The following is a 26,626-nucleotide window of genomic DNA, read 5'->3' on the forward strand; positions in this document are numbered from 1 at the left end:
GCTATGAACTCCAGTCGACCTTATCTGGTCCGCGCGCTCTATGAGTGGATTGTGGACAACGATTGCACCCCGCACATGCTGGTCAACTCCGATTACCCGGCTGTACAGGTGCCTCAGGGTTTCGCCAGCGATGGGCAAATTGTTCTGAATATTTCTCCCAGTGCCGTGCGCCATCTGCATATGGACAACGATGCAGTAACTTTCGAGGGGCGCTTCGGCGGTGTGCCTCACAGCCTGCACGTACCGGTTGCTGCGATCCTTGGGATCTATGCGCGCGAGAATGGGCAGGGCATGGTCTTTGATCTGGAATCGCCTCTGGATGAGGAGGACGATATTGAGCCGGATGACGACCTGCCTCCACCGGGCAGTGAGCCGCCGCGACCTAGCGGCCGGCCGAGCCTGAAAGTGGTCAAGTAATAAAAAAGGCGATCCGGATGGATCGCCTTTTTTGTATCTGCTGCAGTGCTTTGTCAGTCGATGTATTCGAACAGCTTAACGATTTTCTGTACGCCGGAGACGCCCTGTACCAAATTGGTGGCTTGGGCGGCTTCCTGTTGGGTCAGCAAGCCCAGCAAGTAGACAATGCCGTTCTCGGTCACCACCTTGATCCGTGAAGCGGGAATGCTGGCGTCGGTGAGCATCTGTGTCTTGATCTTGGTGGTCAGCCAGCCATCGTTCTGCCGTGCCAGGAATCCTGATGGTGGCAGCACCTGCAGTTCGTTATGCACCTTCTTGACTCGCTGTACCTCGCTGGCGGCCTGTTCGGCTGTTGCCTTGAGGTCGGGGCGCGGTGTCTGGCCGGCCAACAGGACGATACCGTTGAAGCTGGTGACGACAATGTGCGAGTTGTTTTCCAGATCCGGGTTGGCCTTGGCAACGTTGACGGCGACTTTGGTTTCTATCAGCGAATCGTCGATCTTGCTGCCGAAGGTGCGGGTGCCGCGATCGTCATCGATTGGTTTGTCGCGGGTGGCGGTAATCACCGAGCTGCAACCAGTGATGCCGAGGCATAAGGTCAAGGCCAGAAGGCCAAGGCGATTAAGGGTCATTCTTCACTCCCGAACAATTGGCTGTCGATCAAGTCGCAAAGGCAATGGATCGCCAGCAGGTGGACTTCTTGAATACGTGCAGTGACGGTGGCCGGTACGCGAATTTCCACGTCTTCAGGCAATAGCAGCGAGGCCATGCCGCCGCCGTCGCGACCAGTCAATGCTACGACAATCATTTCACGATCATGTGCGGCCTGGATGGCTTGAATAATGTTCGCCGAGTTGCCGCTGGTGGAAATTGCCAGCAACACATCGCCAGGTTGGCCTAGAGCGCGAATCTGCTTGGAGAAGACTTCGTTGTAGCTGTAGTCGTTGGCAATCGAAGTGATGGTCGAGCTGTCGGTGGTCAGGGCGATGGCGGGCAAGCTGGGGCGCTCACGCTCGAAGCGGTTGAGCAACTCGGAGGAGAAGTGCTGGGCGTCGCCGGCGGAGCCACCGTTGCCACAGGAGAGCATTTTGCCCTCGTTGAGCAAGGCGTTGACCATGACCTGGCTGGCTTGCTCGATGTGCGGTGCAAGTACGTCCATCGCCTGTTGCTTGGTGTCGATGCTGGCCTGAAAAAGCTGGCGAATTCGGGATTGCATGTCCATCTGTGTGACCTTAAGTGGCGCGGCTTGGTGGCACGTGAATGTGCAGCCCGCAAAGCAAAGAGCAAAAAAGTTGAGTGAAAATGGGTGCGGCCTGAAGGCGTCTTTCAGCTATCAAAGGCATTGCGTAGCCAGTTCAAACGGGCTTCTGCACCCGGGGCGCCTTCAATGGCGACCACGTCGAAACGGCAGGGGTGGTTGGACCAGCATGATTCGCGTTGCAGGAAAATCTGCGCGGCAAGAATCAGTTTTTGACGCTTGCGTCCATCGATACTGCCCAGAGCTCCACCCCATTGCGTGTGTTGTCTGTAGCGGACTTCGACGAATACTACTGTATCGCCGTCAAGCATGACCAGATCAAGCTCGCCGCGTTTGCACAGCCAGTTCTGCGCCAATAGGCGCAGCCCGTGCTGTTGGAGATGCCGGAGTGCTTGGCTCTCGGCATCTCTTCCGCTTTGCTGGCGTGACCCTTGAATCATTAGCGCGTTGTGTCGGGCAGGCGGGTGACCTGGCCGTTGACGAACTTGGCCCAGGGCAGTTGACGCTCAATGCGCTGACCGGCGGCCATGCCCAGGCTTCCGGATTCGCCTTCGATACGGCTGTCGGGCAGAGCCTTGAGCTGACCCAGGCGTGGCGCCAGGCGATAGGCGTCGACACCCATTGCGTACAGGCGACCGAGGCTGCCTCCAGCTTGTGGCCATTGTGCAGTGACCTGGCGACGCAGAAGGCCGTTGGCATCCAGCAGCCAAGGCGTTTCGCAGAACATTACACCGTTCATGTCGTTGTATTGATTCTGATCGCCGCTGGCGCTGAACACGTTGGAAGTTGCGTACACCGGAACATCGCCAGCGTACTGGAAGTTCAGGGTCGGCTTGATCTGCTGTGCTTGCTGTGGAGTGGAGGCGAGAAAAATGAACTCGATATCCTGGCGGCGCGACGGTTGTGCGGCGACTTGAGTGCCTACAGTGCTCTGCAGGCTCTTGGCGCGGCTCTCGCTTTGGCGCAGTCGGAACAGGTCGGCAATTTGCTGAGCTAAGGCGACAGGCTGGTCAACGCGTTCGATGCCGATCACGCTGCCACCGTTGGCTTCCCAATCCTGGCGGAACGCCTTGAGCACGCGATCGCCCCACTCGCCCTTGGGGACCAGTACCGCGGCGCGATGCAGGCCATCGGCGCGGGCACGACGAGAGACTTCACGGGCTTCGTCCTCGGCAGCCAGGCCGAACTGGAACAGTTGCGCCGGGCCTTGTTCGCCTTCGCTGTAGTTCAGTGCGAGGGTGGTAATCGGCAGTTGCGAGCGTGTGGCCAGTTGCTTGACCAATGGTTTTTCCAGGGGGCCGACTACCAGTTGCACGCCTGCGGCCTGGGCTTTGCGGTAGAAGTCGTCCAGGGAGCTCAAGCGCGAGCTGTCGTAAAACTCAATGCTGGGCGGCTTTTGCCCTGCTTGCTGAGCCTGGTAGTGAGCGGCCATGAAGCCTTCACGCAGGGCCTTGGAAACCGAAGCCAAGGGACCATCTTGTGGCAGAAGCAGGGCGATTTTCGAAACGGGTTGGCTAGCCAGCTCTTTGAGCTGGGTCAGCGGTTGTGGCAGTTGAATGGCGGCAGGATGCTTTGGGTTCTGCGCGCGCCAGTTATCAATGGCCGACTGTTGCTGCTCTAGAGTGCCGGCGGTCTTGACTGCCAGGGCCAGGCTCAGCCAGCCGGCCAGGTCATCGTTGCCTGCAGGTTGCAGTTGGTCGGTGGGCAGGGCAGCAATCAGTGCCCAGATGGCCTCATGGTTTTTTGCCGCGGCATCATCTTTCAGCAGGGGGGCGATAAGAATTCGCTGCTTGGCGGCAGAGAGCGTTTGGCCGTCTGCTTCCAGGGCACGAGCATAAACGTTGCCGGTGCGGATCTGCTGAGTTGCAGGTAGTTCGCTGAGATGCTGCAGGCTCTGATGGCTCAGCGCAGTCAGCGCGGCTTTCGGCTGATTGCGGATCATGGCCAGCTCTGCGGCCAGGGTGCTGGCGAAGATCTGCTGGGCAGGTTTGAGTTGATCCAGCGACACTTGCTGAAGGATTTGTCCGGCGCGTCCTGCGTTGCCCTGGTGATATGCCAGGTCTGCAGCGCTCAAGCGCAGCAGAGCTGCCTTGTCCGGGTTTTTGCTGGTGGCGGCCTGTTCGAGCAATTGCTCGATGCTGGCATCCGGTGTCCGTGGAAGTTCGCCAAGGCTGGAAGAGGGCGAGCTGGCGCAAGCCACCAAAAGGGTAGCCAGGCAGAGGGCAAGAAACAGCCGCAGGCAAGCGATCATGTAAGTGTTCCTGATACTCGATCAAATGAGCGTGGAATTGTACCCAAGCGCTGGCCGGGGCGCGATGTTGCTGGTGATAAACCGTCTATTTAGCTGGTGCAAATGTTGCCGTAGTGCCTAAAAGGTCCCAAAGGGCTGGGTTGTTGAGTGATCGTCAGGCGTATTGATAGGGCTTCAACGCGTTACAATGGTGCTTTTTTCGATCTAGAGGTGTGCCCTTTGACTGCTCCAGGTGCTTTGAATACCGCTGCCGGCTCGCTTTATGTGGTGGCAACGCCCATCGGCAACCTGGACGACATCAGTGCCCGGGCCCTTAAGTTGTTGCGCGAAGTGTCTTTGATCGCTGCCGAGGATACTCGGCACTCTCAGCGCCTCATGCAGCACTTTGGCATTTCCACGCCCTTGGCGGCTTGCCATGAGCATAACGAGCGTGATGAAGGCTCTCGTTTCATTACTCGTTTATTGGCGGGTGATGATGTCGCCTTGATTTCCGATGCCGGCACGCCGCTGATTTCCGACCCTGGTTATCACTTGGTGCGGCAGGCTCGAGCTGCAGGCATCAATGTGGTTCCTGTGCCGGGGGCTTGTGCATTGATCGCGGCACTGTCGGCGGCAGGTTTGCCGTCGGATCGGTTTATCTTCGAGGGTTTTCTGCCGGCCAAGGCCGTTGGGCGGCGTGGGCGCCTGGAGTTGGTCAAGGAAGAACCCCGCACGTTGATTTTTTATGAGGCGCCGCATCGCATTCTTGAGTGTCTGCAAGACATGGAAGCGGTATTCGGTGGTGAGCGGCCGGCACTGTTGGCTCGAGAGCTGACCAAGACCTTTGAGACCCTCAAGGGGCTGCCTCTTTCCGAGTTGCGCCAGTTCGTAGAGGCTGACAGCAACCAGCAGCGTGGTGAGTGCGTAGTGCTGGTGGCGGGATGGACGGCACCGGAAAGTGATGAAGCGATCAGTAGTGAGTCGATGCGCATTCTTGATCTGTTGCTTAAGGAGATGCCCCTCAAAAGGGCGGCGGCGCTGGCAGCCGAGATCACGGGTGAGCGCAAGAATGTCCTGTATCAGGTAGCGCTGAATAAACAGAAAGAACAATAAATTGCGTGGCAGGGTGGCCAAAGGCTTTTAGCGCTTGTTCTTGGGGCGCTCTGCCGTTAACCTGCGCGGCGGAGAGTCGATTGGACAGTCGCTGCCCTCTATGAAAATTAGAGGGGGGAGGAAAGTCCGGGCTCCATAGGGCGGAGTGCCAGGTAATGCCTGGGGGGCGTGAGCCTACGGAAAGTGCCACAGAAAATAACCGCCTAAGCACTTCGGTGCCGGTAAGGGTGAAAAGGTGCGGTAAGAGCGCACCGCACGTCTGGTAACAGTTCGTGGCTAGGTAAACCCCACTCGGAGCAAGACCAAATAGGGTTCCAAGGCGTGGCCCGCGCTGGAACCGGGTAGGTTGCTAAAGATGTCCAGTGATGGCCATCGTAGAGGAATGACTGTCCTCGACAGAACCCGGCTTACAGATCGACTCTCCACCTTTTCCCTCCCTGCTTGAATCAATAGCAGAAGCGTTTCTGTAATACCGAAAAAATCTTACTCTTAATAAATTACTTTAACTTCATGCTGCAGCTTATTGAGCTGTTTGAAGTTGATGCTCTGGAATGCCCTCCGAATTCTCGTTATCTCTCCTCTTAGTCTCCTAAATCTCCGTTCTATAAGGCTTTTCCGTCGCTGCGCGCCTTGACGGTGGTGTGGGCGCATTCCTATAGTGTGCGCAAGTGGCAGAAAGTGGCATGAAGTGGGTTTTTTGAGCGCAAAACGCTAAAATTTGGAGAAACGCTGACGTGTTTCGCGGAGCTAACGCTATCAGTCTCGATGCGAAGGGCCGTCTCGCCATGCCGAGCCGGTATCGTGACGAGCTCGTTTCGCGAAGTTCCGGGCAATTAATCGTCACTATCGACGCTGTTGATCCTTGTTTGTGTGTTTACCCCCTCGATGAGTGGGAGCTGATAGAAACCAAACTGCGCGCATTGCCTTCGCTTCGCGAAGAAAACCGTCGTTTGCAGCGTTTGCTGATTGGTAATGCCGTTGATCTTGAGCTCGATGGCAGTGGTCGTTTTCTGGTGCCGCCGCGCCTGCGTGAATATGCCAAGTTGGATAAGCGCGCAATGCTGGTGGGCCAACTGAACAAGTTCCAATTGTGGGACGAGGATGCCTGGGATGCTGTTTCTGCGGCTGACCTGGCGGCTATTCAACAACCGGGCGCGATGCCTGATGAACTGCGTGATTTGATCCTGTGACTATTGATAGCGGCTTTAACCACATCACCGTGCTGCTTGACGAAGCCGTCGAGGCTCTCGCCGTGCGCCCTGATGGCTGCTATCTGGATGGCACCTTCGGCCGTGGCGGGCATAGCCGCTTGATTCTCAGCAAGCTCGGAACGGAGGGCCGGCTCCTCGGATTTGATAAGGACCCCCAAGCGATTGCCACCGGGCAAGCGCTAGCGGCCGAAGACGGCCGCTTTGTCGTTGTACAGCGCAGTTTTGCCGAGTTGGGTTCGGAGGTCGCGGAGCGCGGCCTGGCAGGCAAGGTCAGTGGTGTTCTGCTGGATCTTGGCGTGTCTTCGCCACAGCTGGACGATCCTGAACGCGGCTTCAGCTTTCTCAATGATGGCCCTCTGGACATGCGCATGGACCCGACTCGTGGCATCAGCGCTGCGCAGTTCATTGCCACCGCGCCCGTCGAGGAAATTGCCCGTGTGTTCAAGGAGTACGGCGAAGAGCGCTTCTCCGGGCGCATGGCGCGGGCCGTGGTCGAGCGTCGTGAAATCCAGCCCTTCGAACGCACCGCCGATCTGGCCGAAGTGTTGAAAGTCGCCAATCCTGCCTGGGAGAAGGGCAAGAATCCTGCTACTCGGGCTTTCCAGGGATTGCGCATCCACGTTAACAACGAACTGGGCGATCTCGAGGCTGGCCTTGAAGCGGCGCTGGAGTCGCTGGAAGTGGGTGGTCGCCTGGTGGTGATCAGCTTCCACTCCCTGGAAGATCGCATCGTCAAATTGTTCATGCGACGCCTGGTGAAGGGCGAGTCCGACAATCTGCCGCGCAACCTGCCGGTACGTTTCGAAGCCTTCGTGCCGAAAATCAAGATTCATGGCAAAGCGCAGTTCGCCTCCGAGGCCGAGCTCAAAGCCAATCCCCGTTCCCGTAGTGCGGTCATGCGTGTTGCGGAGAAGCTTCGGTGAGCAAGCTCTTCGCCAAGCCTCTTCCAGGCGGAAGCTTTTTCATGCTTCTGCTATTCGTTGGCGTTTTGGTTTCCGCGATTGCGGTTACCTACAGCGCCCACTGGAATCGTCAATTACTCAATACGCTGTATGGCGAGTTGAGTGTGCGTGACAAGGCCCAGGCCGAATGGGGACGGTTGATTCTCGAGCAAAGCACCTGGACCGCTCATAGCCGGATCGAAGTGCTGGCCACCGAACAGCTGAAGATGCATATCCCTGGCGCGGCTGAAGTCCGCATGGTGGCGCCATGAAACTTGAAGGCGCTCTCTACCCCTGGCGTTTCCGTGTGGTGCTGGGTCTGCTTGCGATCATGGTGTCGGCGATTGGCTGGCGCATTATCGATCTGCAGGTGGTCGACCGTGACTTCCTCAAGGGGCAGGGCGATGCGCGCAGTGTCCGGCACATCCCTATTCCCGCTCACCGTGGCCTGATCACAGACCGCAATGGCGAGCCTCTGGCCGTGAGTACGCCAGTGACCACGCTTTGGGCCAATGCCAAGGAAATGCAGTTGGCCAAGGACCGCTGGCCAGCATTGGCTATGGCTCTTGGTCAGGACCCCAAGGCGTTGGCCAAGCGTCTTGAAGCTCAGGCCAATAAAGAATTCATCTATCTGGTCCGGGGCCTGACTCCGGAGCAGGGCCAGGCGGTGCTCGATCTGAAGGTGCCGGGCGTCTATGGCATTGAGGAGTTCCGGCGCTTCTATCCGGCCGGCGAAGTGACCGCGCACATGGTTGGCTTTACCGACATTGACGACCGTGGCCGCGAAGGGGTCGAGCTGGCCTATGACGAATGGCTCGCCGGTGTTCCCGGCAAGCGCCAGGTGATCAAGGACCGGCGCGGCAGATTGATCAAGGATGTCCAAGTCACCAAGAACGCCAAGGCCGGCAAGCCCTTGGCGTTGTCGATTGACCTGCGCCTGCAATACCTGGCCAACCGTGAGCTGCGCAATGCCATTGTCGAAAATGGCGCCAAGGCCGGCAGCCTGGTGATCATGGACGTGAAGACCGGCGAGATCCTGGCCATGGTCAACCAGCCGACCTACAACCCGAACAACCGCCGCAATTTGCAGCCGGCGATGATGCGTAACCGCGCGATGATCGACGTGTTCGAGCCTGGCTCGACCATGAAGGCGATCTCCATGAGTGCCGCTCTGGAAACCGGTCGCTGGAAGCCCAGCGATACTGTCGAGGTCTATCCGGGCACCCTGCAGTTGGGTAAATACACCATTCGTGACGTGTCGAAGACCGAAGGGCCGGTGCTTGATCTGACCGGCATCCTGATCAACTCCAGTAACGTCGGCATGAGCAAGATCGCCTTCGATATCGGTGGTGAAGCCATTTTTCGTCTGGCACAGAAGATTGGCCTGGGTCAGGACACCGGCCTGGGCTTCCCTGGCGAGCGAGTCGGCAACCTTCCGAACTACCGTGAGTGGCGCAAGGCTGAAACCGCGACCCTGTCTTATGGCTACGGTCTCTCGGTGACCGCGATCCAGCTGGTCCACGCGTTTTCCGTGCTGGCCAACAATGGGCGGATCGCTCCACTGACGCTGATCAAATCCGACAAGACCCCGCAAACCGCCCAGGTGATTCCGGAAAACGTCGCCAAGACTATGCAGGGCATGCTGCAGCAGGTGATCGAGGCGCCCCGGGGCGTGTTCCGTGCCCAGGTTCCGGCCTATCACGTGGCTGGCAAGAGCGGTACCGCGCGCAAGACTTCGGTCGGCACCAAAGGCTATGCCGAGAATTCCTATCGTTCGCTGTTTGCCGGTTTCGGCCCGATGAGCGATCCGCGTTATGCCATCGTGGTGGTGATCGACGAGCCGAGCAAGGCCGGTTACTTCGGTGGCCTGGTATCGGCTCCGGTGTTCAGCAAAGTGATGTCCGGCACCCTGCGCCTGATGAACATCACTCCGGATAATCTGCCGGCCACGCAACAGGCCAATGCGGTGCCCGGTACCCCAGTACGAGCTAATGGAGGGCGCGGCTAATGTCTCTTAGCCTGAACAAGATATTCGCCCACGCTGGTCGCGATCTGCTGATCCGCGAGTTGACGCTGGACAGCCGCAATGTACGTGCCGGTGATTTGTTCCTGGCGGTACCCGGCGCCAAGTTTGACGGCCGTGCGCATATTGCCGACGCCTTGCAGCGCGGTGCTGCTGCAGTGGCCTATGAGGTGGAAGGCGCAACTGTATTGCCGCTGACTGATGTGCCGCTGATTCCAGTCAAGGGCCTGGCGGCGCAACTGTCGGATATTGCCGGACGCTTTTATGGTGATCCAAGCCGCCAGCTGAATCTGCTGGGCGTGACCGGTACCAACGGCAAGACCAGCGTCACCCAGTTGGTGGCTCAGGCACTGGATCTGCTGGGCCAGCGTTGTGGTTTGGTGGGCACGCTGGGTACTGGCTTCTATGGCGCGCTGGAAAGTGGCTTGCACACCACGCCTAACCCTATCGCTGTGCAGGCGACCCTGGCTGACCTGAAAAACGCCGGCGCCAAGGCGGTGGCCATGGAGGTCTCGTCCCATGGTCTGGATCAGGGGCGCGTGGCGGCCCTGGCTTTCGATGTTGCGGTGCTGACCAATCTGTCCCGTGACCATCTGGATTACCACGGAACCATGCAAGCCTATGGCGCAGCCAAGGCGAAGCTCTTCAACTGGACCGACCTGCGTTGCCGGGTGATCAATCTCGATGATGAGTTCGGCCGGCAACTGGCAGCGGACAAGCACGAGTCACGGCTGATTACCTACAGTCTCGAGGATGCCTCTGCTTATCTGTATTGCCGTGAGGCGACCTTCGACGACGACGGCGTTCGCGCAACCCTGGTGACTCCGCAGGGCGAGCACCATCTGCGCAGCGCTCTGCTCGGACGCTTCAATCTGAGCAATGTGCTGGCTGCGGTCGGTGCTTTGTTGGGCCTGGAGTATGCACTGGACGAAATTCTCGCCGTGCTGCCCAAGCTCGAAGGCCCTGCCGGGCGCATGCAACGCCTGGGTGGTGGTACTCAGCCCCTGGTGGTCGTGGATTACGCCCACACTCCGGATGCCCTGGAAAAAGTATTGCTGGCCCTGCGCCCTCACGCCAAGGGGCGTCTGCTCTGCCTGTTCGGCTGCGGCGGTGACCGCGATCGTGGCAAGCGTCCGCTGATGGCCGAGGTGGTAGAGCGCCTGGCAGATGGTGTGCTGGTCACCGATGACAACCCACGCAGCGAAGACCCTGCGCAGATCTTCGACGACATCCGTGCTGGTTTCAGCGCGGTAGACAAGGTCGATTTTGTTGCCGGTCGTGGCCTAGCCATTGCTCGATTGATCGCCGCCGCATCGGCAGACGATGTGGTGGTTCTGGCGGGTAAGGGCCATGAGGATTATCAGGAGATCAATGGCCAGCGCCATGACTTCTCCGACCTTGCTGAAGCCGACAAGGCCTTGACCGCATGGGAGGTGGCACATGCTTAAAGCCTTGCTGCTCAGTGAAGTATCGGCCCCATTGGATGCCCGCTTGATCGCGGGCGACGTGCGTTTCAGTGGTGTCAGTATCGATAGCCGGGCGATTCAGGCGGGCCAGTTGTTCGTTGCCTTGACGGGCCCCCGTTTTGACGGCCATGACTACTTGAGCGAAGTGGCAGGCAAAGGTGCCGTAGCCGCGTTGGTTGAACGTGAAGTTCCCGACAGCACCCTGCCTCAGTTGCTGGTCAAGGATACCCGTCTGGCCCTCGGCCAATTGGGCGCTCTGAATCGTGGCGCCTTTACCCAGCCGGTAGCTGCGGTGACGGGTTCCAGCGGCAAGACCACGGTCAAGGAGATGCTGGCCAGCATCCTGCGTACCCGTGGTCCAGTGCTGGCAACCCGGGGCAACCTGAACAATGATCTGGGCGCGCCGCTGACACTGCTGGAACTGGCCCCCGAACACACCGCTGCGGTGATCGAGCTGGGTGCGTCACGCATCGGCGAAATCGCCTACACCGTGGCCATGACTCGCCCCCATGTGGCGATCATCAATAATGCAGGTACCGCTCACGTCGGTGAGTTCGGCGGCCCGGAGAAAATCGTCGAAGCCAAGGGCGAGATTCTCGAGGGGCTCGATAGCGCCGGGATCGCGGTGCTCAATCTGGACGACAAGGCCTTCCCAATCTGGAAGACCCGAGCCGCCGGTCGCCAGGTGCTGAGCTTTGCCCTGGACAACAGCGCAGCAGATTTCCATGCCTCGGATATCGGTCGTGATGCCCGTGGTTGCCCGTCCTTCACATTGCACAGCCCAAAGGGCGTGGATAGGGTGCAACTTAACCTGCTTGGCACCCATAACGTGGCCAACGCCCTGGCTGCTGCTGCCGCAGCCCATGCCATGGGTGTCTCGCTGTTCGGCATCGTCACTGGCCTGAACGCTGTGCAGCCGGTCAAGGGCCGCACCGTTGCCCAACTGTCCAAGAACGGCATGCGGGTGATCGATGACACTTACAACGCAAACCCCACCTCAATGTGTGCCGCCGTTGATATACTCGCCGGCTTTTCCGGCCGCACCGTCCTGGTGCTCGGAGACATTGGCGAGTTGGGCGAGTGGGCGGAGCAGGGGCACCGCGAAGTAGGTGCATATGCCGCTGGCAAGGTTTCGGCCCTCTACGCCGTAGGCCCGATGATGGCTCATGCCGTTGCCGCCTTCGGCGAACACGCGCGCCACTTCGCCAGCCAGGCTGATCTGATTGCCGCCCTGGACGTCGAGCAAGACCCAAATACCACCATTTTGATCAAGGGATCGCGCAGCGCGGTGATGGAAAACATCGTCGCGGCTTTGTGCGGCTCGAGCACGGAGAAACATTGATGCTGCTGCTGCTAGCGGAGTACCTGCAACAGTTCTACAAAGGCTTCGCGGTCTTTCAGTACCTGACCCTGCGCGGGATTCTCGGGGTACTGACTGCGCTGTCTTTGGCGCTGTGCCTGGGTCCGTGGATGATCCGTACTCTGCAAAACCGGCAGATCGGCCAGGCCGTGCGTAATGACGGTCCGCAGTCCCACCTGTCCAAGTCCGGTACGCCGACCATGGGCGGCGCGCTGATTCTTTCCGCCATCGGTATCAGCACGCTGCTCTGGGCCGACCTGCGCAACCACTATGTGTGGGTAGTGCTGGTGGTCACCCTGGCGTTTGGCGCCATCGGTTGGGTCGATGACTACCGCAAGGTGATCGAGAAGAACTCCCGTGGCTTGCCCAGCCGCTGGAAGTATTTCTGGCAGTCGGTGTTCGGCCTGGGCGCCGCGATCTTCCTTTACATGACCGCACAGAGTCCGGTGGAAACCACCCTGCTGATTCCGATGCTCAAGGACGTGAGTATTCCTCTGGGCATCGGTTTCGTGGTCCTGACCTACTTCGTCATCGTCGGTTCGAGTAACGCGGTCAACCTGACCGATGGCCTCGATGGCCTGGCGATCATGCCGACCGTGATGGTCGGCGGCGCGCTGGGGATCTTCTGCTACCTGTCGGGTAACGTGAAGTTCGCCGAATACCTGCTGATTCCTTACGTACCGGGGGCGGGCGAGCTGATCGTCTTCTGCGGTGCGCTGATCGGTGCCGGCCTGGGTTTCTTGTGGTTCAACACCTATCCGGCACAAGTCTTCATGGGCGACGTCGGCGCACTGGCGCTGGGCGCGGCCCTGGGCACCATTGCGGTGATCGTCCGTCAGGAAATCGTCCTGTTCATCATGGGCGGCGTGTTCGTGATGGAGACCCTGTCGGTGGTGATCCAGGTCGCTTCCTTCAAATTGACCGGTCGCCGTGTATTCCGCATGGCACCGATCCACCACCACTTTGAACTCAAGGGCTGGCCCGAGCCTCGCGTGATTGTCCGCTTCTGGATCATCACCGTGATCCTCGTGTTGATCGGCCTTGCCACCCTGAAGCTGAGGTAGAACGAGTGTCTCTGATCGCTTCTGACCACTTCCGCATCGTTGTCGGCCTCGGCAAGAGCGGCATGTCCCTGGTTCGCTTCCTGGCGAACCGGGGCGTGGCTTTTGCGGTGGCCGATACGCGGGAGAATCCACCTGAGCTGGCCACGTTGCGTCGTGACTACCCGCAGGTGGAGGTGCGTTGTGGCGAGCTGGATGTCGAGTTCCTGTGCCGTGCCGACGAGCTCTACGTGAGCCCCGGCCTGGCCCTGGCGACCCCGGCCCTGCAGGCCGCTGCTGCCCGTGGCGTGAAATTGTCCGGTGACATCGAGCTGTTCGCGCGTAACGCGAAGGCGCCGATTGTCGCCATCAGCGGTTCCAACGCGAAAAGCACCGTGACCACCCTGGTGGGCGAGATGGCCGCTGCGGCGGGCAAGCGGGTCGCCGTGGGCGGCAACCTGGGTACTCCGGCTCTGGATCTGCTCAACGACGATGTCGAGCTGTACGTGATGGAACTGTCCAGCTTCCAGCTGGAGACCACCGACCAGCTGGGCGCTGAAGTGGCCACTGTGCTCAACATCAGCGAAGACCACATGGACCGTTACAGCGGTCTGCCGGCCTATCACCTGGCCAAGCACCGGATCTTCCGGGGCGCGCGGCAAGTGGTGGTCAATCGCCAGGATGCGCTGTCCCGGCCGTTGTTGAGCGAGAACCTGCCGTGCTGGACCTTTGGCCTGGGCAAGCCCGATTTCAAGGGCTTTGGCCTGCGGGAAGAGAACGGCGAGAAGTACCTGGCCTTCGAGTTCCAGACCCTGATGCCGGTGCGCGAACTGAAAATCCGTGGTGCCCATAACCAGTCCAACGCCCTGGCGGCATTGGCCCTGGGGCATGCAGTCGGCTTGCCGTTCGACGCGATGCTCTCGGCCCTGCGCACCTTCGCCGGCCTCGAGCACCGTTGCCAGTGGGTTCGCGACGTGGATGGCGTGGGCTATTACAACGATTCCAAAGCCACCAACGTCGGCGCCGCACTGGCTGCCATCGAAGGCCTGGGTGCGGACATCGCTGGCAAGATCGTGCTGATCGCCGGTGGCGACGGCAAGGGCGCCGAGTTCAAGGATCTGCGGGACCCGGTGGCGGCCAACTGTCGCGCGGTGGTCTTGATGGGCCGTGACTCCGACAAGATCGGTGAGGCCATCGGCGATGCCGTGCCGCTGATTCGTGCCGATTCGCTGGCCGACGCTGTGGCTCAATGCCGCGCAGCCGCGCAGCCTGGCGACGTGGTGTTGCTATCTCCCGCCTGTGCCAGTTTCGACATGTTCAAGAACTACGAAGACCGGGGTCACCAGTTCGTCCGCGTCGTGGAGGAACTGGCATGAATCTGCGAAACATCATCAAGCCATATCCGTCACCGCTCATCACTGGGCGTGGCATCGATCTTGATTTCCCGATGCTCGCCGGCTGCCTGACGCTGCTCGGCCTGGGGCTGGTCATGATTGCATCGGCCTCTACCGAAGTGGCAGCGGCGCAGTCGGGCAGTGCCCTGTATTACATGATTCGCCACCTTATCTACATCGTGTTGGGCCTGGGGGCCTGCATTGTCACCATGATGATTCCCATCGCCACCTGGCAGCGCCTGGGCTGGATGATGTTGATTGGTGCCTTCGGCTTGCTGGTGATGGTGATCATTCCGGGGATTGGCCGTGAAGTGAACGGTTCGATGCGCTGGATCGGTTTCAGCTTCTTTAACGTTCAGCCCTCCGAGATTGCCAAGGTGTTCGTGGTGATTTACCTCGCCGGCTATCTGGTGCGGCGGCAGAAGGAAGTGCGTGAAAGCTGGATGGGCTTCTTCAAGCCGTTCATCGTTCTGCTGCCAATGGCGGGCCTGCTACTGATGGAACCGGACTTCGGTGCCACCGTGGTGATGATGGGCGCCGCGGCGGCGATGCTGTTCCTCGGCGGTGTCGGGCTGTTCCGGTTTTCCCTGATGGTGCTTCTGGCGGTGGCGGCGGTGGTCTTGCTGATTCAGATGCAGCCCTATCGAATGGCCCGTCTGACCAACTTTGCCGACCCCTGGGCGGACCAGTTCGGTGCCGGTTACCAGCTGTCCCAGGCCTTGATCGCCTTCGGTCGTGGCGAGTGGCTAGGCGTGGGCCTGGGCAATAGTGTGCAGAAACAGTTCTATCTGCCGGAGGCTCATACCGACTTCGTGTTCTCGGTGCTGGCCGAAGAGCTGGGAGCCGTGGGCTCCTTGTGCACGGTGGCGCTGTTCGTATTCGTCTGTATACGCGGCATGTACATCGGCCTGTGGGCCGAGAAAGCCAAGCAGTATTTTGCCGCTTATGTGGCTTATGGCTTGTCGTTCCTGTGGATTGGTCAGTTCTTGATCAATATCGGGGTGAACGTCGGTCTGCTGCCGACCAAGGGGCTGACCCTGCCGTTCCTCAGTTATGGCGGTAGTTCGTTGGTGATCTGCTGCGCCTGCCTCGGATTGTTGCTGCGTATCGAATGGGAGAGCAGGACCCACCTGGGCAGTGAAGAGATGGAGTTCAGTGAGAGTGACTTTGCCGAGGAGCCGATCCATGGGCGCTAACGTGCTGATCATGGCGGGCGGCACCGGTGGCCACGTGTTCCCGGCGCTGGCTTGTGCCCGCGAGTTCCAGGCCCGTGGCTACAGCGTGCACTGGCTGGGTACTCCCCGTGGGATCGAGAACGAATTGGTACCGGCGGCTGGCCTGCCGCTGCATTTGATCAACGTCACCGGGCTGCGGGGCAAGGGCAAGCTGTCCCTGCTCAAGGCGCCGTTCGTCCTGATCAAGGCGGTGCTCCAGGCCCGGCGGATCATTCGGCAAATCAAGCCGGTCTGTGTGCTGGGTTTTGGTGGTTATGTGACCGGCCCTGGTGGTGTTGCCGCCAAGTTGTCGGGGGTGCCGGTGATCGTTCACGAGCAGAATGCTGTGGCCGGTACCGCCAATCGGCTGCTGGTGCCGTTGGCCGCCCGAGTCTGCGAAGCTTTCCCGGACACCTTCGGAGCCTCCGACAGCCGCCGCACCACGGGCAATCCGGTGCGCACCGAACTGTTCCTCGACACACCGCGCGAGGCCCTGGCCGGACGCAAGGCGCGTTTGCTGATCCTGGGCGGAAGCCTGGGGGCAGAGCCGTTGAACAAGTTATTGCCGGAAGCCCTGGCACAGGTCGCCCCCGAGCTGCGTCCGGAGGTGTTCCATCAGGCTGGTAAAAACCACGATGAAGTCACTGCAGAGCGCTATCGCGCCGCCGGCGTCGAGGCGCAAGTGCAGCCCTTTATCAAAGACATGGCTCAAGCCTACGGCTGGGCCGACCTGGTGGTCTGTCGCGCAGGCGCGTTGACCGTCAGCGAACTGGCTGCTGCCGGTCTGCCTTCGATGCTGGTGCCTTTGCCCCATGCGATCGACGATCACCAGACCCGCAATGCCGAATATTTGGCTCGTGAAGGTGCTGCCTTCCTGATGCCGCAAAGAACGACTGGTGCAGCGGACCTTGCCGCTCGCCTGACAGAGGTTTTGATGCAACCAGAACGACTCGACAAGATGGCCCAGGCTGCGCGCCGCCTGGCCAAACCCGATGCCACCCGCGATGTGGTGAATATCTGCCTGGAGGTGGCCCATGGTTGAGAATCAAAAAGCCATGCCGCAACCGGAAATGCGCCGTATCCGTCGTATCCATTTCGTCGGTATTGGCGGCGTGGGCATGTGCGGGATTGCCGAGGTGCTGCTGAACCTGGGTTACCAGGTCTCCGGTTCCGATCTCAAGGCGTCGCCGGTCACCGAGCGCCTGGAGTCGTTCGGTGCACAGATTTTTATCGGCCACCGCGCCGAGAACGCTGCGAACGCCGATGTACTGGTGGTTTCCAGCGCCGTGAACACCTCCAACCCGGAAGTCGCCACTGCCTTGGAACGGCGTATTCCGGTGGTGCCGCGGGCGGAAATGCTCGCCGAGCTGATGCGCTACCGTCACGGCGTTGCCGTGGCTGGTACGCACGGCAAGACCACCACCACTAGCCTGCTGGCTTCGGTGTTCGCCGCCGGCGGTCTGGACCCGACCTTTGTCATCGGTGGTCGGCTCAATGCAGCGGGCACCAATGCCCAGCTGGGCACCAGCCGTTACCTGATTGCCGAAGCCGACGAAAGCGACGCCAGCTTCCTGCATCTGCAACCGCTGGTGGCCGTGGTCACCAACATCGACGCTGACCATATGGCGACCTACGACGGTGACTTCAACAAACTGAAGAAAACCTTCGTCGACTTCCTGCATAACCTGCCGTTCTACGGGCTGGCGGTGATGTGCCTGGACGATCCGGTGGTGCGCGATATCCTGCCGCAGGTCAAGCGTCCGACCGTGACCTACGGCTTCAGCGAAGAAGCCGATGTGCGTGCCATCAATGTACGCCAGCAAGGCATGCAGACCTTCTTCACCGTGCTGCGTCGTGACCGCGAGCCGCTGGACGTGTCGGTGAACATGCCGGGCAACCACAACGTGCTGAACTCCCTGGCGACCATCTGCATCGCCACCGACGAAGGCATCAGCGACGAAGCCATTGTCCAGGGGCTGTCGGGCTTCCAGGGCGTGGGCCGGCGCTTCCAGGTCTACGGCGAACTGCCGGTGGAAGGCGGCAACGTCATGCTGGTGGACGACTACGGGCACCACCCGACCGAGGTCGCGGCAGTGATCAAGGCCGTGCGTGGCGGTTGGCCGGAGCGCCGTCTGGTGATGGTCTACCAGCCGCACCGTTTCAGCCGTACCCGCGATCTGTACGACGACTTCGTGCAGGTGCTGGCCGATGCCAACGTGCTGCTGTTGATGGAGGTCTACCCGGCCGGTGAAGAGCCGATTCCGGGCGCTGACAGCCGCCAGTTGTGCCACAGCATTCGGCAACGGGGCCAGTTGGACCCGATCTACATCGAGCGAGGCGTCGACCTGGCACCGCTGGTCAAGCCACTGCTGCGTGCTGGTGACATCCTGCTGTGCCAAGGCGCCGGTGATATCGGTGGCCTGGCGCCAAAACTGCTCAACAGCCCGCTGTTCGCCGGTGCTGTGGCCGCTGGCAAGGGGGCGAAATGACAGCTGCCTACGCCAACCTGTTCTCCACCGTAAAGCCGAGCGATTTCGGTCGCGTTGCCGTGCTCTACGGCGGCAAGAGCGCCGAGCGCGAAGTGTCGCTGAAGTCCGGCAAGGCCGTGCTTGAAGCCTTGCAGAGTGGCGGTGTGAACGCCTTCGGTATTGATGTCGGTGACGACCTGCTGCAGCGCCTCTTGAGCGAGAAGATCGATCGCGCCTTCATCATTCTCCATGGCCGTGGCGGTGAAGACGGCAGCATGCAAGGCCTGCTGGAATGCCTGGGGATTCCCTACACCGGTAGCGGCATCCTCGCTTCGGCCCTGGCCATGGACAAGCTGCGCACCAAGCAGGTCTGGCACAGCCTGGGTATTCCGACGCCGCGTCACGCGGTCCTGAGTTCGGAAGCCGACTGTATTTCCGCGGTGGCGGAACTGGGCCTGCCTTTGATCGTCAAACCGGCTCATGAAGGCTCCAGTATCGGTATGGCCAAGGTGACTTCCGCGCCCGAATTGATCGAGGCATGGAAGGCGGCCAGTACCTACGATTCGCAAGTGTTGGTCGAGCAATGGATCCAGGGTCCGGAGTTCACCATCGCAACCCTGCGTGGCCAGGTGCTGCCACCGATCGCGTTGGGCACTCCCCACACGTTTTACGACTACGACGCCAAGTACCTGGCTTCCGATACCCAGTACCGGATTCCATGCGGCCTCGATAGCGCCAAGGAACAGGAACTCATGGACCTCACGGCGAAAGCCTGTGAGGCGCTCGGTATCGCCGGTTGGGCGCGTGCCGATGTGATGCAGGATGCCCAGGGGCAGTTCTGGTTTCTGGAAGTGAACACCGCTCCCGGGATGACCGACCACAGCCTGGTGCCGATGGCCGCTCGTGCGGCCGGTCTGGATTTCCAGCAGTTGGTCCTGGCCATCCTGGCAGCCAGTCTTGAGGCGAGAGGTTAAGTCCATGCAAGGCGCGTCGCTTCGTCATCAGCAACCCGCACCCGGCCGCAAGCCGGTGCCGCGGGGTGCCAGCCGTATGGTGGCCAAAGAGCCGATGTCGGTGCGCCTGCCGAAAGCCAACTTTGGTTTTCTGAAAAGCCTGTTCTGGCCGGTGCTGCTGGTGGCGTTGGGCTTTGGCACCTATGAAGGTGCCCAGCGCTTGCTGCCATACGCCGACCGTCCGATCACCAAGATCGCGGTGCAGGGGGACTTGAGCTACATCAGCCAGCAGGCGGTGCAGCAGCGGATCGCGCCATATGTCGCGGCGAGCTTCTTCACCATCGACCTGGCGAGCATGCGCACCGAGCTGGAAAAGATGCCCTGGATCGCCCACGCCGAAGTTCGTCGGGTGTGGCCGGACCAAGTGGTGATTCGCCTGGAAGAACAACTGCCAGTGGCCCGCTGGGGCGACGAGGCACTGTTGAACAACCAGGGCCAGGCCTTCACTCCGCGTGAACTGGCGAACTATGAACACTTGCCGCAGTTGTTCGGGCCGCAGCGGGCCCAGCAGCAAGTGATGCAGCAGTATCAGGTGTTGAGCCAGATGCTGCGGCCGCTGGGCTTTTCGATAGCCCGTCTGGAGCTGCGCGAGCGCGGCAGCTGGTTCCTGACCACCGGTGCCGGCAGTGCCGGTCCCGGTATCGAGTTGCTCCTAGGTCGCGATCATCTGGTGGAGAAGATGCGCCGCTTCATTGCCATTTATGAAAAAACGCTGAAAGAACAGATCACGAACATCGCGCGCATCGATCTGCGCTACGCCAACGGCCTGGCCGTGGGCTGGCGCGATCCGGCGGCACCCACGACGGCGCAACCTGCCGTCGCGAAGAATTAAGAAGAGGCAGGACCATGGCAAATGTGCAAAGCGGCAAAATGATCGTCGGCCTGGATATCGGCACCTCCAAGGTGGTGGCGCTGGTGGGCGAAGTCGCGGCCGATGGCTCGCTGGAAATCGTCGGCATCGGCACCCATCCTTCCCGCGGCCTGAAGAAGGGCGTGGTGGTGAACATCGAGTCCACCGTGCAGTCGATCCAGCGCGCGGTGGAAGAAGCGCAACTGATGGCGGGTTGCCGTATCCACTCGGCCTTCGTCGGTGTGGCGGGCAATCACATCCGCAGCCTGAACTCCCACGGCATCGTGGCGATCCGCGACCGTGAAGTCAGCTCGGCGGACCTGGAGCGGGTATTGGATGCGGCCCAGGCCGTGGCAATCCCGGCTGACCAGCGGGTCCTGCACACCCTGCCACAGGATTACGTGATCGATAACCAGGAAGGCGTGCGTGAGCCTTTGGGCATGTCGGGCGTGCGTCTGGAAGCCAAGGTGCACGTAGTGACCTGCGCGGTGAATGCCGCTCAGAACATCGAGAAGTGCGTGCGTCGCTGCGGCCTGGAAATCGACGACATCATCCTCGAGCAACTGGCCTCGGCCTATTCGGTACTCACCGACGACGAAAAAGAGCTGGGCGTGTGCCTGGTGGACATCGGCGGCGGTACCACCGACATGGCGATCTTCACCGAAGGCGCGATCCGTCACACCGCGGTGATCCCGATTGCCGGCGATCAGGTGACCAACGACATCGCCATGGCCCTGCGCACGCCGACCCAGTATGCCGAAGAGATCAAGATCCGTTACGCCTGCGCCCTGGCCAAGCTGGCCGGTGCCGGCGAAACCATCAAGGTGCCGAGCGTTGGCGATCGTCCGCCGCGCGAGCTGTCGCGCCAGGCCCTGGCCGAAGTGGTCGAGCCGCGTTACGACGAACTGTTCACCCTGATCCAGGCCGAGCTGCGACGCAGCGGCTACGAAGACTTGATCCCGGCCGGCATCGTGCTCACCGGTGGTACTTCGAAGATGGAAGGCGCGGTGGAACTGGCCGAGGAGATTTTCCACATGCCGGTTCGTCTGGGCGTGCCCCACAGTGTCAAGGGCCTGTCCGACGTGGTGCGCAACCCGATCTATTCCACCGGCGTCGGCCTGCTGCTCTACGGACTGCAGAAACAGTCCGATGGCATCTCGTTCTCCGGCATCGGCAGCCGCGACAGCTACAGCAGCGACGAGCCCAAGGCCGCGTTGCTGGACCGCATCAAAAGCTGGGTTCAGGGCAACTTCTAAAGATTTACCGCAACACCGTTTCAAAGCAGTAGGCAGTAGGCGAAAAACTAGAGAAATGAAAGGAGAGGGAAAATGTTCGAACTCGTAGACAACATCCCGCAGAGTCCGGTAATCAAGGTTATCGGTGTTGGCGGTGGCGGCGGCAACGCGGTCAATCACATGGTCAAGAGCAACATCGAAGGCGTCGAGTTCATCTGCGCCAACACTGATGCTCAAGCGCTGAAAAACATCGGCGCGCGGACCATCCTGCAACTGGGTACCGGCGTGACCAAGGGCCTGGGCGCTGGCGCCAATCCGGAAGTCGGCCGTCAAGCCGCTCTGGAAGACCGCGAGCGTATCGCCGAAGTACTGGCGGGCACCAACATGGTGTTCATCACCACCGGCATGGGCGGCGGTACCGGTACCGGTGCGGCGCCGATCATCGCTGAAGTGGCCAAGGAAATGGGCATCCTCACCGTCGCGGTGGTGACCCGTCCGTTCCCGTTCGAAGGCCGCAAGCGCATGCAGATCGCCGATGAGGGCATCCGCGCGCTGAGCGAAAGCGTCGACTCGTTGATCACCATCCCCAACGAGAAGCTGCTGACCATCCTCGGCAAGGACGCCAGCCTGCTGTCGGCTTTCGCCAAGGCTGACGACGTGCTGGCCGGTGCCGTTCGCGGTATCTCCGACATCATCAAGCGTCCGGGCATGATCAACGTCGACTTTGCCGACGTACGTACCGTGATGAGCGAAATGGGCATGGCGATGATGGGCACTGGCTGCGCCAGCGGTCCGAACCGTGCGCGTGAGGCCACTGAAGCGGCGATCCGCAACCCGTTGCTGGAAGACGTGAATCTGGAAGGTGCACGCGGCATCCTGGTGAACATCACCGCCGGTCCTGACCTGTCCCTGGGTGAGTACTCCGACGTGGGTAGCATCATCGAAGCCTTCGCTTCCGAACACGCCATGGTCAAGGTCGGTACCGTTATCGATCCGGACATGCGTGACGAACTGCATGTAACCGTAGTGGCCACCGGTCTGGGCGCGAAAATCGAGAAACCTGTAAAGGTCATCGACAACACCGTTCAGACTTCCATGTCCGCTCAGTCGCAAGCGCCAGCCCCTGCTCGTCAGGAACTGCCGTCGGTGAACTACCGTGACCTGGACCGTCCGACCGTCATGCGCAATCAGGCGCAGTCGAACGCGGCGACCGCGGCGAAGCTGAATCCGCAAGATGATCTGGATTACCTGGACATCCCGGCATTCCTGCGTCGTCAGGCCGATTGATGGAATGTATCAGGGGTATTAGGGTGATTGGTGTTCAGCAAAGGCATGGTCTGCTATTATCGCCAGCCTTTGTTGATACCAGTTCGCAATTTGCGCTGAAGCGGCCCAAGCCATGATTAAACAACGCACCCTGAAGAATATTATCCGTGCCACAGGTGTAGGCCTGCATTCCGGGGAGAAGGTTTACCTGACCCTCAAGCCTGCGCCTGTCGACACCGGCATTGTGTTTTGTCGTGCCGACCTGGACCCTGTGGTGCAGATTCCTGCTCGCGCGGAAAATGTTGGCGAAACCACGATGTCGACCACGTTGGTCAACGGTGACGTCAAAGTGGACACGGTGGAGCACTTGCTCTCGGCCATGGCTGGCCTGGGCATCGATAACGCCTACGTCGAGCTCTCCGCGTCCGAAGTCCCGATCATGGATGGTAGCGCCGGACCCTTCGTATTCCTGATTCAATCTGCTGGCCTCGAAGAACAGGACGCAGCTAAAAAGTTCATCCGCATCCTTCGTGAAGTGACCGTGGAAGACGGCGACAAGCGCGCCACTTTCGTGCCTTTCGATGGTTTTAAAGTGAGCTTCGAGATCGATTTCGATCACCCGGTTTTCCGTGACCGCACCCAGAGTGCAAGCGTGGACTTCTCCAGCACTTCGTTTGTAAAAGAAGTCAGCCGCGCCCGTACCTTTGGTTTCATGAGTGATATCGAGTACCTGCGCAAGCACAACCTCGCACTCGGCGGCAGCGTGGAAAACGCCATTGTGGTCGATTCGGATGGCGTACTGAACGAAGACGGTCTTCGCTACGAAGATGAATTCGTCAAGCACAAGATCCTGGATGCAATTGGTGACCTCTACCTGCTAGGCAACAGCCTGATAGGCGAGTTCAAGGGCTTCAAGTCGGGCCACGCACTGAACAACCAGCTACTGCGCAAGTTGATTGAGCAGAAAGATGCCTGGGAAGTCGTGACCTTCGAAGATGCCAGCACTGCACCGATCTCTTACATGCGTCCGGTCGCGGCCGTGTAATTACTCTCTCTTTCCTTTTGTTTTTGAAGGCCATCCCCCCGGATGGCCTTTTTTTATGCCCGAATGTTCAACTGCTGCGTCGTGACATGTTGGAAACCACTCGGTTGCGGCCGCTGTACTTGGCTTGATACAGGGCCTTGTCGGCGTCACTCACCCATTGGTCGAGGCTGATATCGGGATTGCCCGACCAGGTGTTGATGCCGATGCTCACCGTCAAGGGTGTGGCCTGTTCGCTGACAGGCGGCAAGGCGGCGATGCTGGCGCGGATTCGCTCGGCGAGTACGGCGGCGCCGGCGCTGTCGGTCTCCGGCAGTACTATCGCGAACTCTTCGCCTCCGTAGCGCGCCGCCAGATCTGCCGGGCGTCCCGCGCAAGTGCCAATGTTCTGCGCCACTGCACGCAATGCCTGGTCCCCCAGTGGATGGCCAAAGCGGTCGTTGAACGACTTGAAGTGGTCGACATCGACCATCAGCAGCGACAGGGGCTGGTTGGTGCGCCGGGCCCGGGCCCACTCATTGTTCATCACTTGATCCAGGGTACGACGGTTGGCCAGGCCAGTGAGGGCATCGACAGCTGCCAGGCGCGCCAGCTCCTGCTCGGCATCCTGTCGGCGCCGCAGTTCGCGACACAGTTGCCAGGTTAGCCAGAACAGGGCGATGCACAGCGCCCCAGTGGCGCCGCTGATCAGCAGCGCCGTGCGTTGCCAGGCAGCGAAGACTTCGTCGATGGACAGCGCCACAACCACGATCAGCGGCAGGTCGCCCACCTGGGAAAAGGTGTACAGCCGGTGCATCCGATCCACGCTGGACACGCTGCCGAAGCTGCCATTGCCTTCGCGCAGGATGCGCACGAAGTTGGGGCGGTTACTGAAACTCTTGCCAATCAGGTCGTCCGCCAGGGGCGGTTGTTGGGCTAGCAGAACCCCGTCGCGGCTGATCAGGTTGATCGAGCCATTGCGCCCGATATCCAGATTCTTGAACAGCTCATTGAAGTAGCTCAGGCGCATGGCCGCTTCGGCGACACCAATGAACTCGCCATTCTCGTTGCTGAGCCGACGACTGAAGCTGATCCGCCAGTCATGCTCGGCGGTGCGGGCACGGAACGGGGGGCTGATCATCATGCCTGGATCTGGATTGTCGATATGCGAGCGGAAGTACTCGCGGTCGGCGTAGTTGCCCGTGCGCGGCACGACCGAAGCCGAGTCGGCAAGTACCTCGCCGTGCTTGTCCAGCAACAGAATATCGCCCTTGTAGGGCGCTGCGGTGGCCCGGTCGAACAGCGCCAGGTGGCGGATGGGCGCCGACACGTCCTTCAGGTCGTCGCGTTGCGCCGCACTGATCAGCCCCTTGAGGGACAGGTCGTAGAGTTCGACGTTGCGCAACACATCCGCTTCTATCAGTTGCACGATGTTGTTCGCGGCACGGGTGGCAGCCTGTTCGGCAGCAGCGTGTTCACGGATCAACAGGTAGGTGACGATACTGAGAATGGCCACGACGATCAGCGAGCTGGCCAGGACCAACAGACGTTCCGGATTTGACGCGATTTTCCCTGTGCGGGGTGTCGCACGACTCACGCTCATGATTTTGATTTCTGCTACGTCGACATAGTTAAGTCTAGTGTGGACGTGGGCTACAGAAATCGGTCACGCCTTCGCGCCTGTATAAATCCCGAATAAAAAAAAGGCCAGCAAAACATGCTGGCCTTTTGCTCATATCGGCTTAGAACACGTTGATCGGATAGTCGACGATCACCCGGTACTCATCGGTGTCGTTGTCCAGTGCGCCGTAGCCGTTGCCGCCACGGTTGGTGGCCCATTGCAAGCGCACGGCCAGGTCCTTGGCGGTGCCGCCTTGCACCACGTACTTGAGGTCGAGGTCGCGCTCCCAGTGCTTGGCGTGCTTGCCGTCGGCGCTGTACCAGTTGGCATAGCCGCGGCTGGCCGGATCGACCTGGGTCAGGTCCAACTCGCCCCGGGAGTAAGACAGTGCCGAGGTCAGGCCCGGCAGGCCGACGCCGGCGAAATCGTAGGCGTACTTGAGCTTCCAGGAGCGCTCGTTGGGACCGTTGAAGTCCGAGTACTGCTGGGAGTTGTCCAGGTAGATGCTGTCGCCCTGGGCGATGTAGTCGAACGGCGTGTTGCCGTTGACCCGCTGGTAGGCCGCAGTGACGCTGTGGCTGCCTACGCCCACGGTGAAGTGCAGGCTGTAGGTGTTGTTGTCGATGTTGCCCAGCAGTGCCTGGCCGGTGTCCTGGGTGTGATAGAAGTGCAGGCCCGGATTGAGGCTGACCAGATCGTTGAGCGCGTAGGTGTAGTCCAGGTCGTAGTAGTACTGGTTCCAGATGTCCTTGAGTTCAGAGGCGTAGAGGCTGCTGGTCAGCCCCGGAACGCCGCTCCAGGCGACCCCGGCCCAATTCAGGTGCAGGCTTTCGTCACCTTTTTGCAAGGTGCCGTAGGAGGTGCCGATGCGCTTGTGGCCACTCTGGTTGTAAGGCTTGGTGAAACTGGCTTGGCCGCCTTCGATCAACCAGCCGTCGAAACTGTGGTTGGTCAGGCTGACGCCGCGAAAGGTCTGCGGCAGCATGCGGCTCATGCCCCCGGCGATCACCGGGTTGTTGAGAAACAGATCGCCTGCCTTGAGCTCGGTGTCGAAGGCTCGCATCTTCAAGGTGGCGCCAGCGGTGGAGAACGCTGCGGGCGCTTTTCCGTTGCCATCGCTGATGGGCAGGATGCTCGAACTGTCGGTGCCGCCACCGCCATCGAGCTTGAGGCCGAGCATGGCATTGGCATCCAGGCCGAAACCTACGGTGCCCTGGGTGTAGCCGGACTCGAAGACCCCCAGGAAACCCTGGCCCCATTCGATGTTGTCATCGGCTTGCTGATGCCGGTTGCGATTCATGTAGTAGTTGCGGGCGTTGAGCTTGAGGCTCGAGCCGGCGACGAAGCCCTGTTTGTCGCGCTCTTCGGCAGCCTGGCCCAAGGCGGGAATAGTTGCAGCGATTGCAATGAATAGTGGGCTGATTCTCAGCGTGGTCCTGAACAACGTGTAGCTCCTTTGGTGAATGAACATGATTTTTTATTGTG

At 60.4% G+C, this 26,626-nt stretch carries 24 protein-coding genes and 1 other RNA gene; 19 read left to right on the forward strand and 6 right to left on the reverse strand.

Annotated elements, in window-relative coordinates; genetic code table 11:
- Positions 1–3: 3 nt before the first annotated feature.
- Positions 4–417 carry a ClpXP protease specificity-enhancing factor gene (locus PQT43_RS21635; protein WP_102860312.1) on the forward strand — a complete coding sequence of 138 codons (414 nt, stop codon included), beginning with the start codon at positions 4–6 and terminating at the stop codon, positions 415–417.
- 53 nt (positions 418–470) lie between these two features.
- Here the strand turns inward: PQT43_RS21635 and PQT43_RS21640 are convergent, their stop codons facing one another.
- The 4 genes from PQT43_RS21640 to PQT43_RS21655 form a co-directional block, all read right to left on the reverse strand.
- Positions 471–1,049 carry a BON domain-containing protein gene (locus PQT43_RS21640; RefSeq protein WP_102860313.1) on the reverse strand — a complete coding sequence of 193 codons (579 nt, stop codon included), beginning with the start codon at positions 1,047–1,049 and terminating at the stop codon, positions 471–473.
- Entirely contained in the window at positions 1,046–1,639 is a 594-nt protein-coding gene (locus tag PQT43_RS21645; protein WP_015636934.1) for a phosphoheptose isomerase, read from the reverse strand. The genes PQT43_RS21640 and PQT43_RS21645 overlap by 4 nt, the downstream gene beginning before the upstream one ends.
- 104 nt (positions 1,640–1,743) lie before the next feature.
- Positions 1,744–2,115 carry a YraN family protein gene (locus PQT43_RS21650; protein ID WP_102880876.1) on the reverse strand — a complete coding sequence of 124 codons (372 nt, stop codon included), beginning with the start codon at positions 2,113–2,115 and terminating at the stop codon, positions 1,744–1,746.
- Complete coding sequence (locus tag PQT43_RS21655) at positions 2,115–3,926, reverse strand: penicillin-binding protein activator (protein ID WP_272754558.1); 1,812 nt, start codon at positions 3,924–3,926, stop codon at positions 2,115–2,117. Before PQT43_RS21655 ends, PQT43_RS21650 begins: the two co-directional genes overlap by 1 nt.
- A 219-nt stretch (positions 3,927–4,145) precedes the next feature.
- On the opposite strand from PQT43_RS21655, the gene rsmI reads away from it, so the two are divergent.
- From rsmI to lpxC, 18 genes are all read left to right on the forward strand, one after another.
- A complete protein-coding gene (gene rsmI / locus PQT43_RS21660) occupies positions 4,146–5,018 on the forward strand; it encodes a 16S rRNA (cytidine(1402)-2'-O)-methyltransferase (protein ID WP_102860316.1) in 873 nt (290 codons plus the stop codon).
- A gap of 72 nt (positions 5,019–5,090) precedes the next feature.
- Positions 5,091–5,444: RNase P RNA component class A (gene rnpB / locus PQT43_RS21665), an RNA gene on the forward strand.
- A 308-nt stretch (positions 5,445–5,752) separates the two neighbouring features.
- Positions 5,753–6,208 carry a division/cell wall cluster transcriptional repressor MraZ gene (gene mraZ / locus PQT43_RS21670; RefSeq protein WP_019693566.1) on the forward strand — a complete coding sequence of 152 codons (456 nt, stop codon included), beginning with the start codon at positions 5,753–5,755 and terminating at the stop codon, positions 6,206–6,208.
- Complete coding sequence (gene rsmH, locus PQT43_RS21675; RefSeq protein ID WP_162884089.1) at positions 6,205–7,152, forward strand: 16S rRNA (cytosine(1402)-N(4))-methyltransferase RsmH; 948 nt, start codon at positions 6,205–6,207, stop codon at positions 7,150–7,152. The genes mraZ and rsmH overlap by 4 nt, the downstream gene beginning before the upstream one ends.
- Positions 7,149–7,442, forward strand: coding sequence for a cell division protein FtsL (ftsL, locus tag PQT43_RS21680; RefSeq protein WP_102860317.1), 294 nt, complete (start codon positions 7,149–7,151; stop codon positions 7,440–7,442). The genes rsmH and ftsL overlap by 4 nt, the downstream gene beginning before the upstream one ends.
- Positions 7,439–9,178: a peptidoglycan D,D-transpeptidase FtsI family protein gene (locus tag PQT43_RS21685; protein ID WP_267268873.1), complete on the forward strand. Its 1,740-nt coding sequence runs from the start codon at positions 7,439–7,441 to the stop codon at positions 9,176–9,178. The genes ftsL and PQT43_RS21685 overlap by 4 nt, the downstream gene beginning before the upstream one ends.
- Positions 9,178–10,641: a UDP-N-acetylmuramoyl-L-alanyl-D-glutamate--2,6-diaminopimelate ligase gene (locus PQT43_RS21690; protein ID WP_110596350.1), complete on the forward strand. Its 1,464-nt coding sequence runs from the start codon at positions 9,178–9,180 to the stop codon at positions 10,639–10,641. Before PQT43_RS21685 ends, PQT43_RS21690 begins: the two co-directional genes overlap by 1 nt.
- On the forward strand, positions 10,634–12,001 hold the full coding sequence (locus PQT43_RS21695; protein WP_267268872.1) for a UDP-N-acetylmuramoyl-tripeptide--D-alanyl-D-alanine ligase: 1,368 nt from the start codon (positions 10,634–10,636) through the stop codon (positions 11,999–12,001). Before PQT43_RS21690 ends, PQT43_RS21695 begins: the two co-directional genes overlap by 8 nt.
- The gene (mraY, locus tag PQT43_RS21700; protein WP_102860321.1) at positions 12,001–13,083 is read left to right on the forward strand and encodes a phospho-N-acetylmuramoyl-pentapeptide-transferase; all 1,083 of its coding nucleotides are present in this window, start codon (positions 12,001–12,003) and stop codon (positions 13,081–13,083) included. The genes PQT43_RS21695 and mraY overlap by 1 nt, the downstream gene beginning before the upstream one ends.
- Positions 13,084–13,088: 5 nt before the next feature.
- Entirely contained in the window at positions 13,089–14,435 is a 1,347-nt protein-coding gene (gene murD, locus PQT43_RS21705) for a UDP-N-acetylmuramoyl-L-alanine--D-glutamate ligase (protein ID WP_272754559.1), read from the forward strand.
- Complete coding sequence (gene ftsW, locus PQT43_RS21710) at positions 14,432–15,649, forward strand: putative lipid II flippase FtsW (protein WP_102860323.1); 1,218 nt, start codon at positions 14,432–14,434, stop codon at positions 15,647–15,649. The genes murD and ftsW overlap by 4 nt, the downstream gene beginning before the upstream one ends.
- Positions 15,639–16,709: an undecaprenyldiphospho-muramoylpentapeptide beta-N-acetylglucosaminyltransferase gene (gene murG, locus PQT43_RS21715; RefSeq protein WP_272754560.1), complete on the forward strand. Its 1,071-nt coding sequence runs from the start codon at positions 15,639–15,641 to the stop codon at positions 16,707–16,709. Before ftsW ends, murG begins: the two co-directional genes overlap by 11 nt.
- Positions 16,702–18,156 (forward strand): UDP-N-acetylmuramate--L-alanine ligase, encoded by a 1,455-nt coding sequence (gene murC, locus PQT43_RS21720; RefSeq protein WP_102860325.1) that lies wholly within the window; start codon positions 16,702–16,704, stop codon positions 18,154–18,156. The genes murG and murC overlap by 8 nt, the downstream gene beginning before the upstream one ends.
- The gene (locus PQT43_RS21725; protein ID WP_102860326.1) at positions 18,153–19,109 is read left to right on the forward strand and encodes a D-alanine--D-alanine ligase; all 957 of its coding nucleotides are present in this window, start codon (positions 18,153–18,155) and stop codon (positions 19,107–19,109) included. The genes murC and PQT43_RS21725 overlap by 4 nt, the downstream gene beginning before the upstream one ends.
- A gap of 4 nt (positions 19,110–19,113) precedes the next feature.
- A complete protein-coding gene (locus tag PQT43_RS21730; protein WP_102860327.1) occupies positions 19,114–19,980 on the forward strand; it encodes a cell division protein FtsQ/DivIB in 867 nt (288 codons plus the stop codon).
- A gap of 14 nt (positions 19,981–19,994) precedes the next feature.
- On the forward strand, positions 19,995–21,254 hold the full coding sequence (gene ftsA / locus PQT43_RS21735; RefSeq protein ID WP_011063306.1) for a cell division protein FtsA: 1,260 nt from the start codon (positions 19,995–19,997) through the stop codon (positions 21,252–21,254).
- Positions 21,255–21,326: 72 nt separating this feature from the next.
- Complete coding sequence (ftsZ, locus tag PQT43_RS21740) at positions 21,327–22,520, forward strand: cell division protein FtsZ (protein ID WP_011063305.1); 1,194 nt, start codon at positions 21,327–21,329, stop codon at positions 22,518–22,520.
- A gap of 112 nt (positions 22,521–22,632) precedes the next feature.
- Entirely contained in the window at positions 22,633–23,544 is a 912-nt protein-coding gene (lpxC, locus tag PQT43_RS21745) for a UDP-3-O-acyl-N-acetylglucosamine deacetylase (protein WP_011063304.1), read from the forward strand.
- Positions 23,545–23,611: 67 nt separating this feature from the next.
- On the opposite strand, the gene PQT43_RS21750 is transcribed toward lpxC, so the two are convergent.
- Together PQT43_RS21750 and PQT43_RS21755 are read right to left on the reverse strand one after the other, a co-directional pair.
- Positions 23,612–25,123 carry a sensor domain-containing diguanylate cyclase gene (locus tag PQT43_RS21750; protein ID WP_267268869.1) on the reverse strand — a complete coding sequence of 504 codons (1,512 nt, stop codon included), beginning with the start codon at positions 25,121–25,123 and terminating at the stop codon, positions 23,612–23,614.
- Between the two features lie 139 nt (positions 25,124–25,262).
- Positions 25,263–26,585: an OprD family porin gene (locus tag PQT43_RS21755; protein WP_258379282.1), complete on the reverse strand. Its 1,323-nt coding sequence runs from the start codon at positions 26,583–26,585 to the stop codon at positions 25,263–25,265.
- Positions 26,586–26,626: the final 41 nt, after the last annotated feature.

Source organism: Pseudomonas sp. BLCC-B112, assembly GCF_028550695.1.
GTDB lineage: Bacteria > Pseudomonadota > Gammaproteobacteria > Pseudomonadales > Pseudomonadaceae > Aquipseudomonas > Aquipseudomonas danubii.

Coding starts and splice junctions, on each gene's coding strand:
- PQT43_RS21635 (WP_102860312.1), top strand. CDS start 4: ATGAACTCCAGTCGACCTTATCTGGTCCGCGCGCTCTATGAGTGGATT.
- PQT43_RS21640 (WP_102860313.1), bottom strand. CDS start 1,049: ATGACCCTTAATCGCCTTGGCCTTCTGGCCTTGACCTTATGCCTCGGC.
- PQT43_RS21645 (WP_015636934.1), bottom strand. CDS start 1,639: ATGGACATGCAATCCCGAATTCGCCAGCTTTTTCAGGCCAGCATCGAC.
- PQT43_RS21650 (WP_102880876.1), bottom strand. CDS start 2,115: ATGATTCAAGGGTCACGCCAGCAAAGCGGAAGAGATGCCGAGAGCCAA.
- PQT43_RS21655 (WP_272754558.1), bottom strand. CDS start 3,926: ATGATCGCTTGCCTGCGGCTGTTTCTTGCCCTCTGCCTGGCTACCCTT.
- PQT43_RS21685 (WP_267268873.1), top strand. CDS start 7,439: ATGAAACTTGAAGGCGCTCTCTACCCCTGGCGTTTCCGTGTGGTGCTG.
- PQT43_RS21690 (WP_110596350.1), top strand. CDS start 9,178: ATGTCTCTTAGCCTGAACAAGATATTCGCCCACGCTGGTCGCGATCTG.
- PQT43_RS21695 (WP_267268872.1), top strand. CDS start 10,634: ATGCTTAAAGCCTTGCTGCTCAGTGAAGTATCGGCCCCATTGGATGCC.
- mraY (WP_102860321.1), top strand. CDS start 12,001: ATGCTGCTGCTGCTAGCGGAGTACCTGCAACAGTTCTACAAAGGCTTC.
- ftsW (WP_102860323.1), top strand. CDS start 14,432: ATGAATCTGCGAAACATCATCAAGCCATATCCGTCACCGCTCATCACT.
- murG (WP_272754560.1), top strand. CDS start 15,639: ATGGGCGCTAACGTGCTGATCATGGCGGGCGGCACCGGTGGCCACGTG.
- murC (WP_102860325.1), top strand. CDS start 16,702: ATGGTTGAGAATCAAAAAGCCATGCCGCAACCGGAAATGCGCCGTATC.
- PQT43_RS21725 (WP_102860326.1), top strand. CDS start 18,153: ATGACAGCTGCCTACGCCAACCTGTTCTCCACCGTAAAGCCGAGCGAT.
- PQT43_RS21730 (WP_102860327.1), top strand. CDS start 19,114: ATGCAAGGCGCGTCGCTTCGTCATCAGCAACCCGCACCCGGCCGCAAG.
- ftsA (WP_011063306.1), top strand. CDS start 19,995: ATGGCAAATGTGCAAAGCGGCAAAATGATCGTCGGCCTGGATATCGGC.
- ftsZ (WP_011063305.1), top strand. CDS start 21,327: ATGTTCGAACTCGTAGACAACATCCCGCAGAGTCCGGTAATCAAGGTT.
- lpxC (WP_011063304.1), top strand. CDS start 22,633: ATGATTAAACAACGCACCCTGAAGAATATTATCCGTGCCACAGGTGTA.
- PQT43_RS21750 (WP_267268869.1), bottom strand. CDS start 25,123: ATGAGCGTGAGTCGTGCGACACCCCGCACAGGGAAAATCGCGTCAAAT.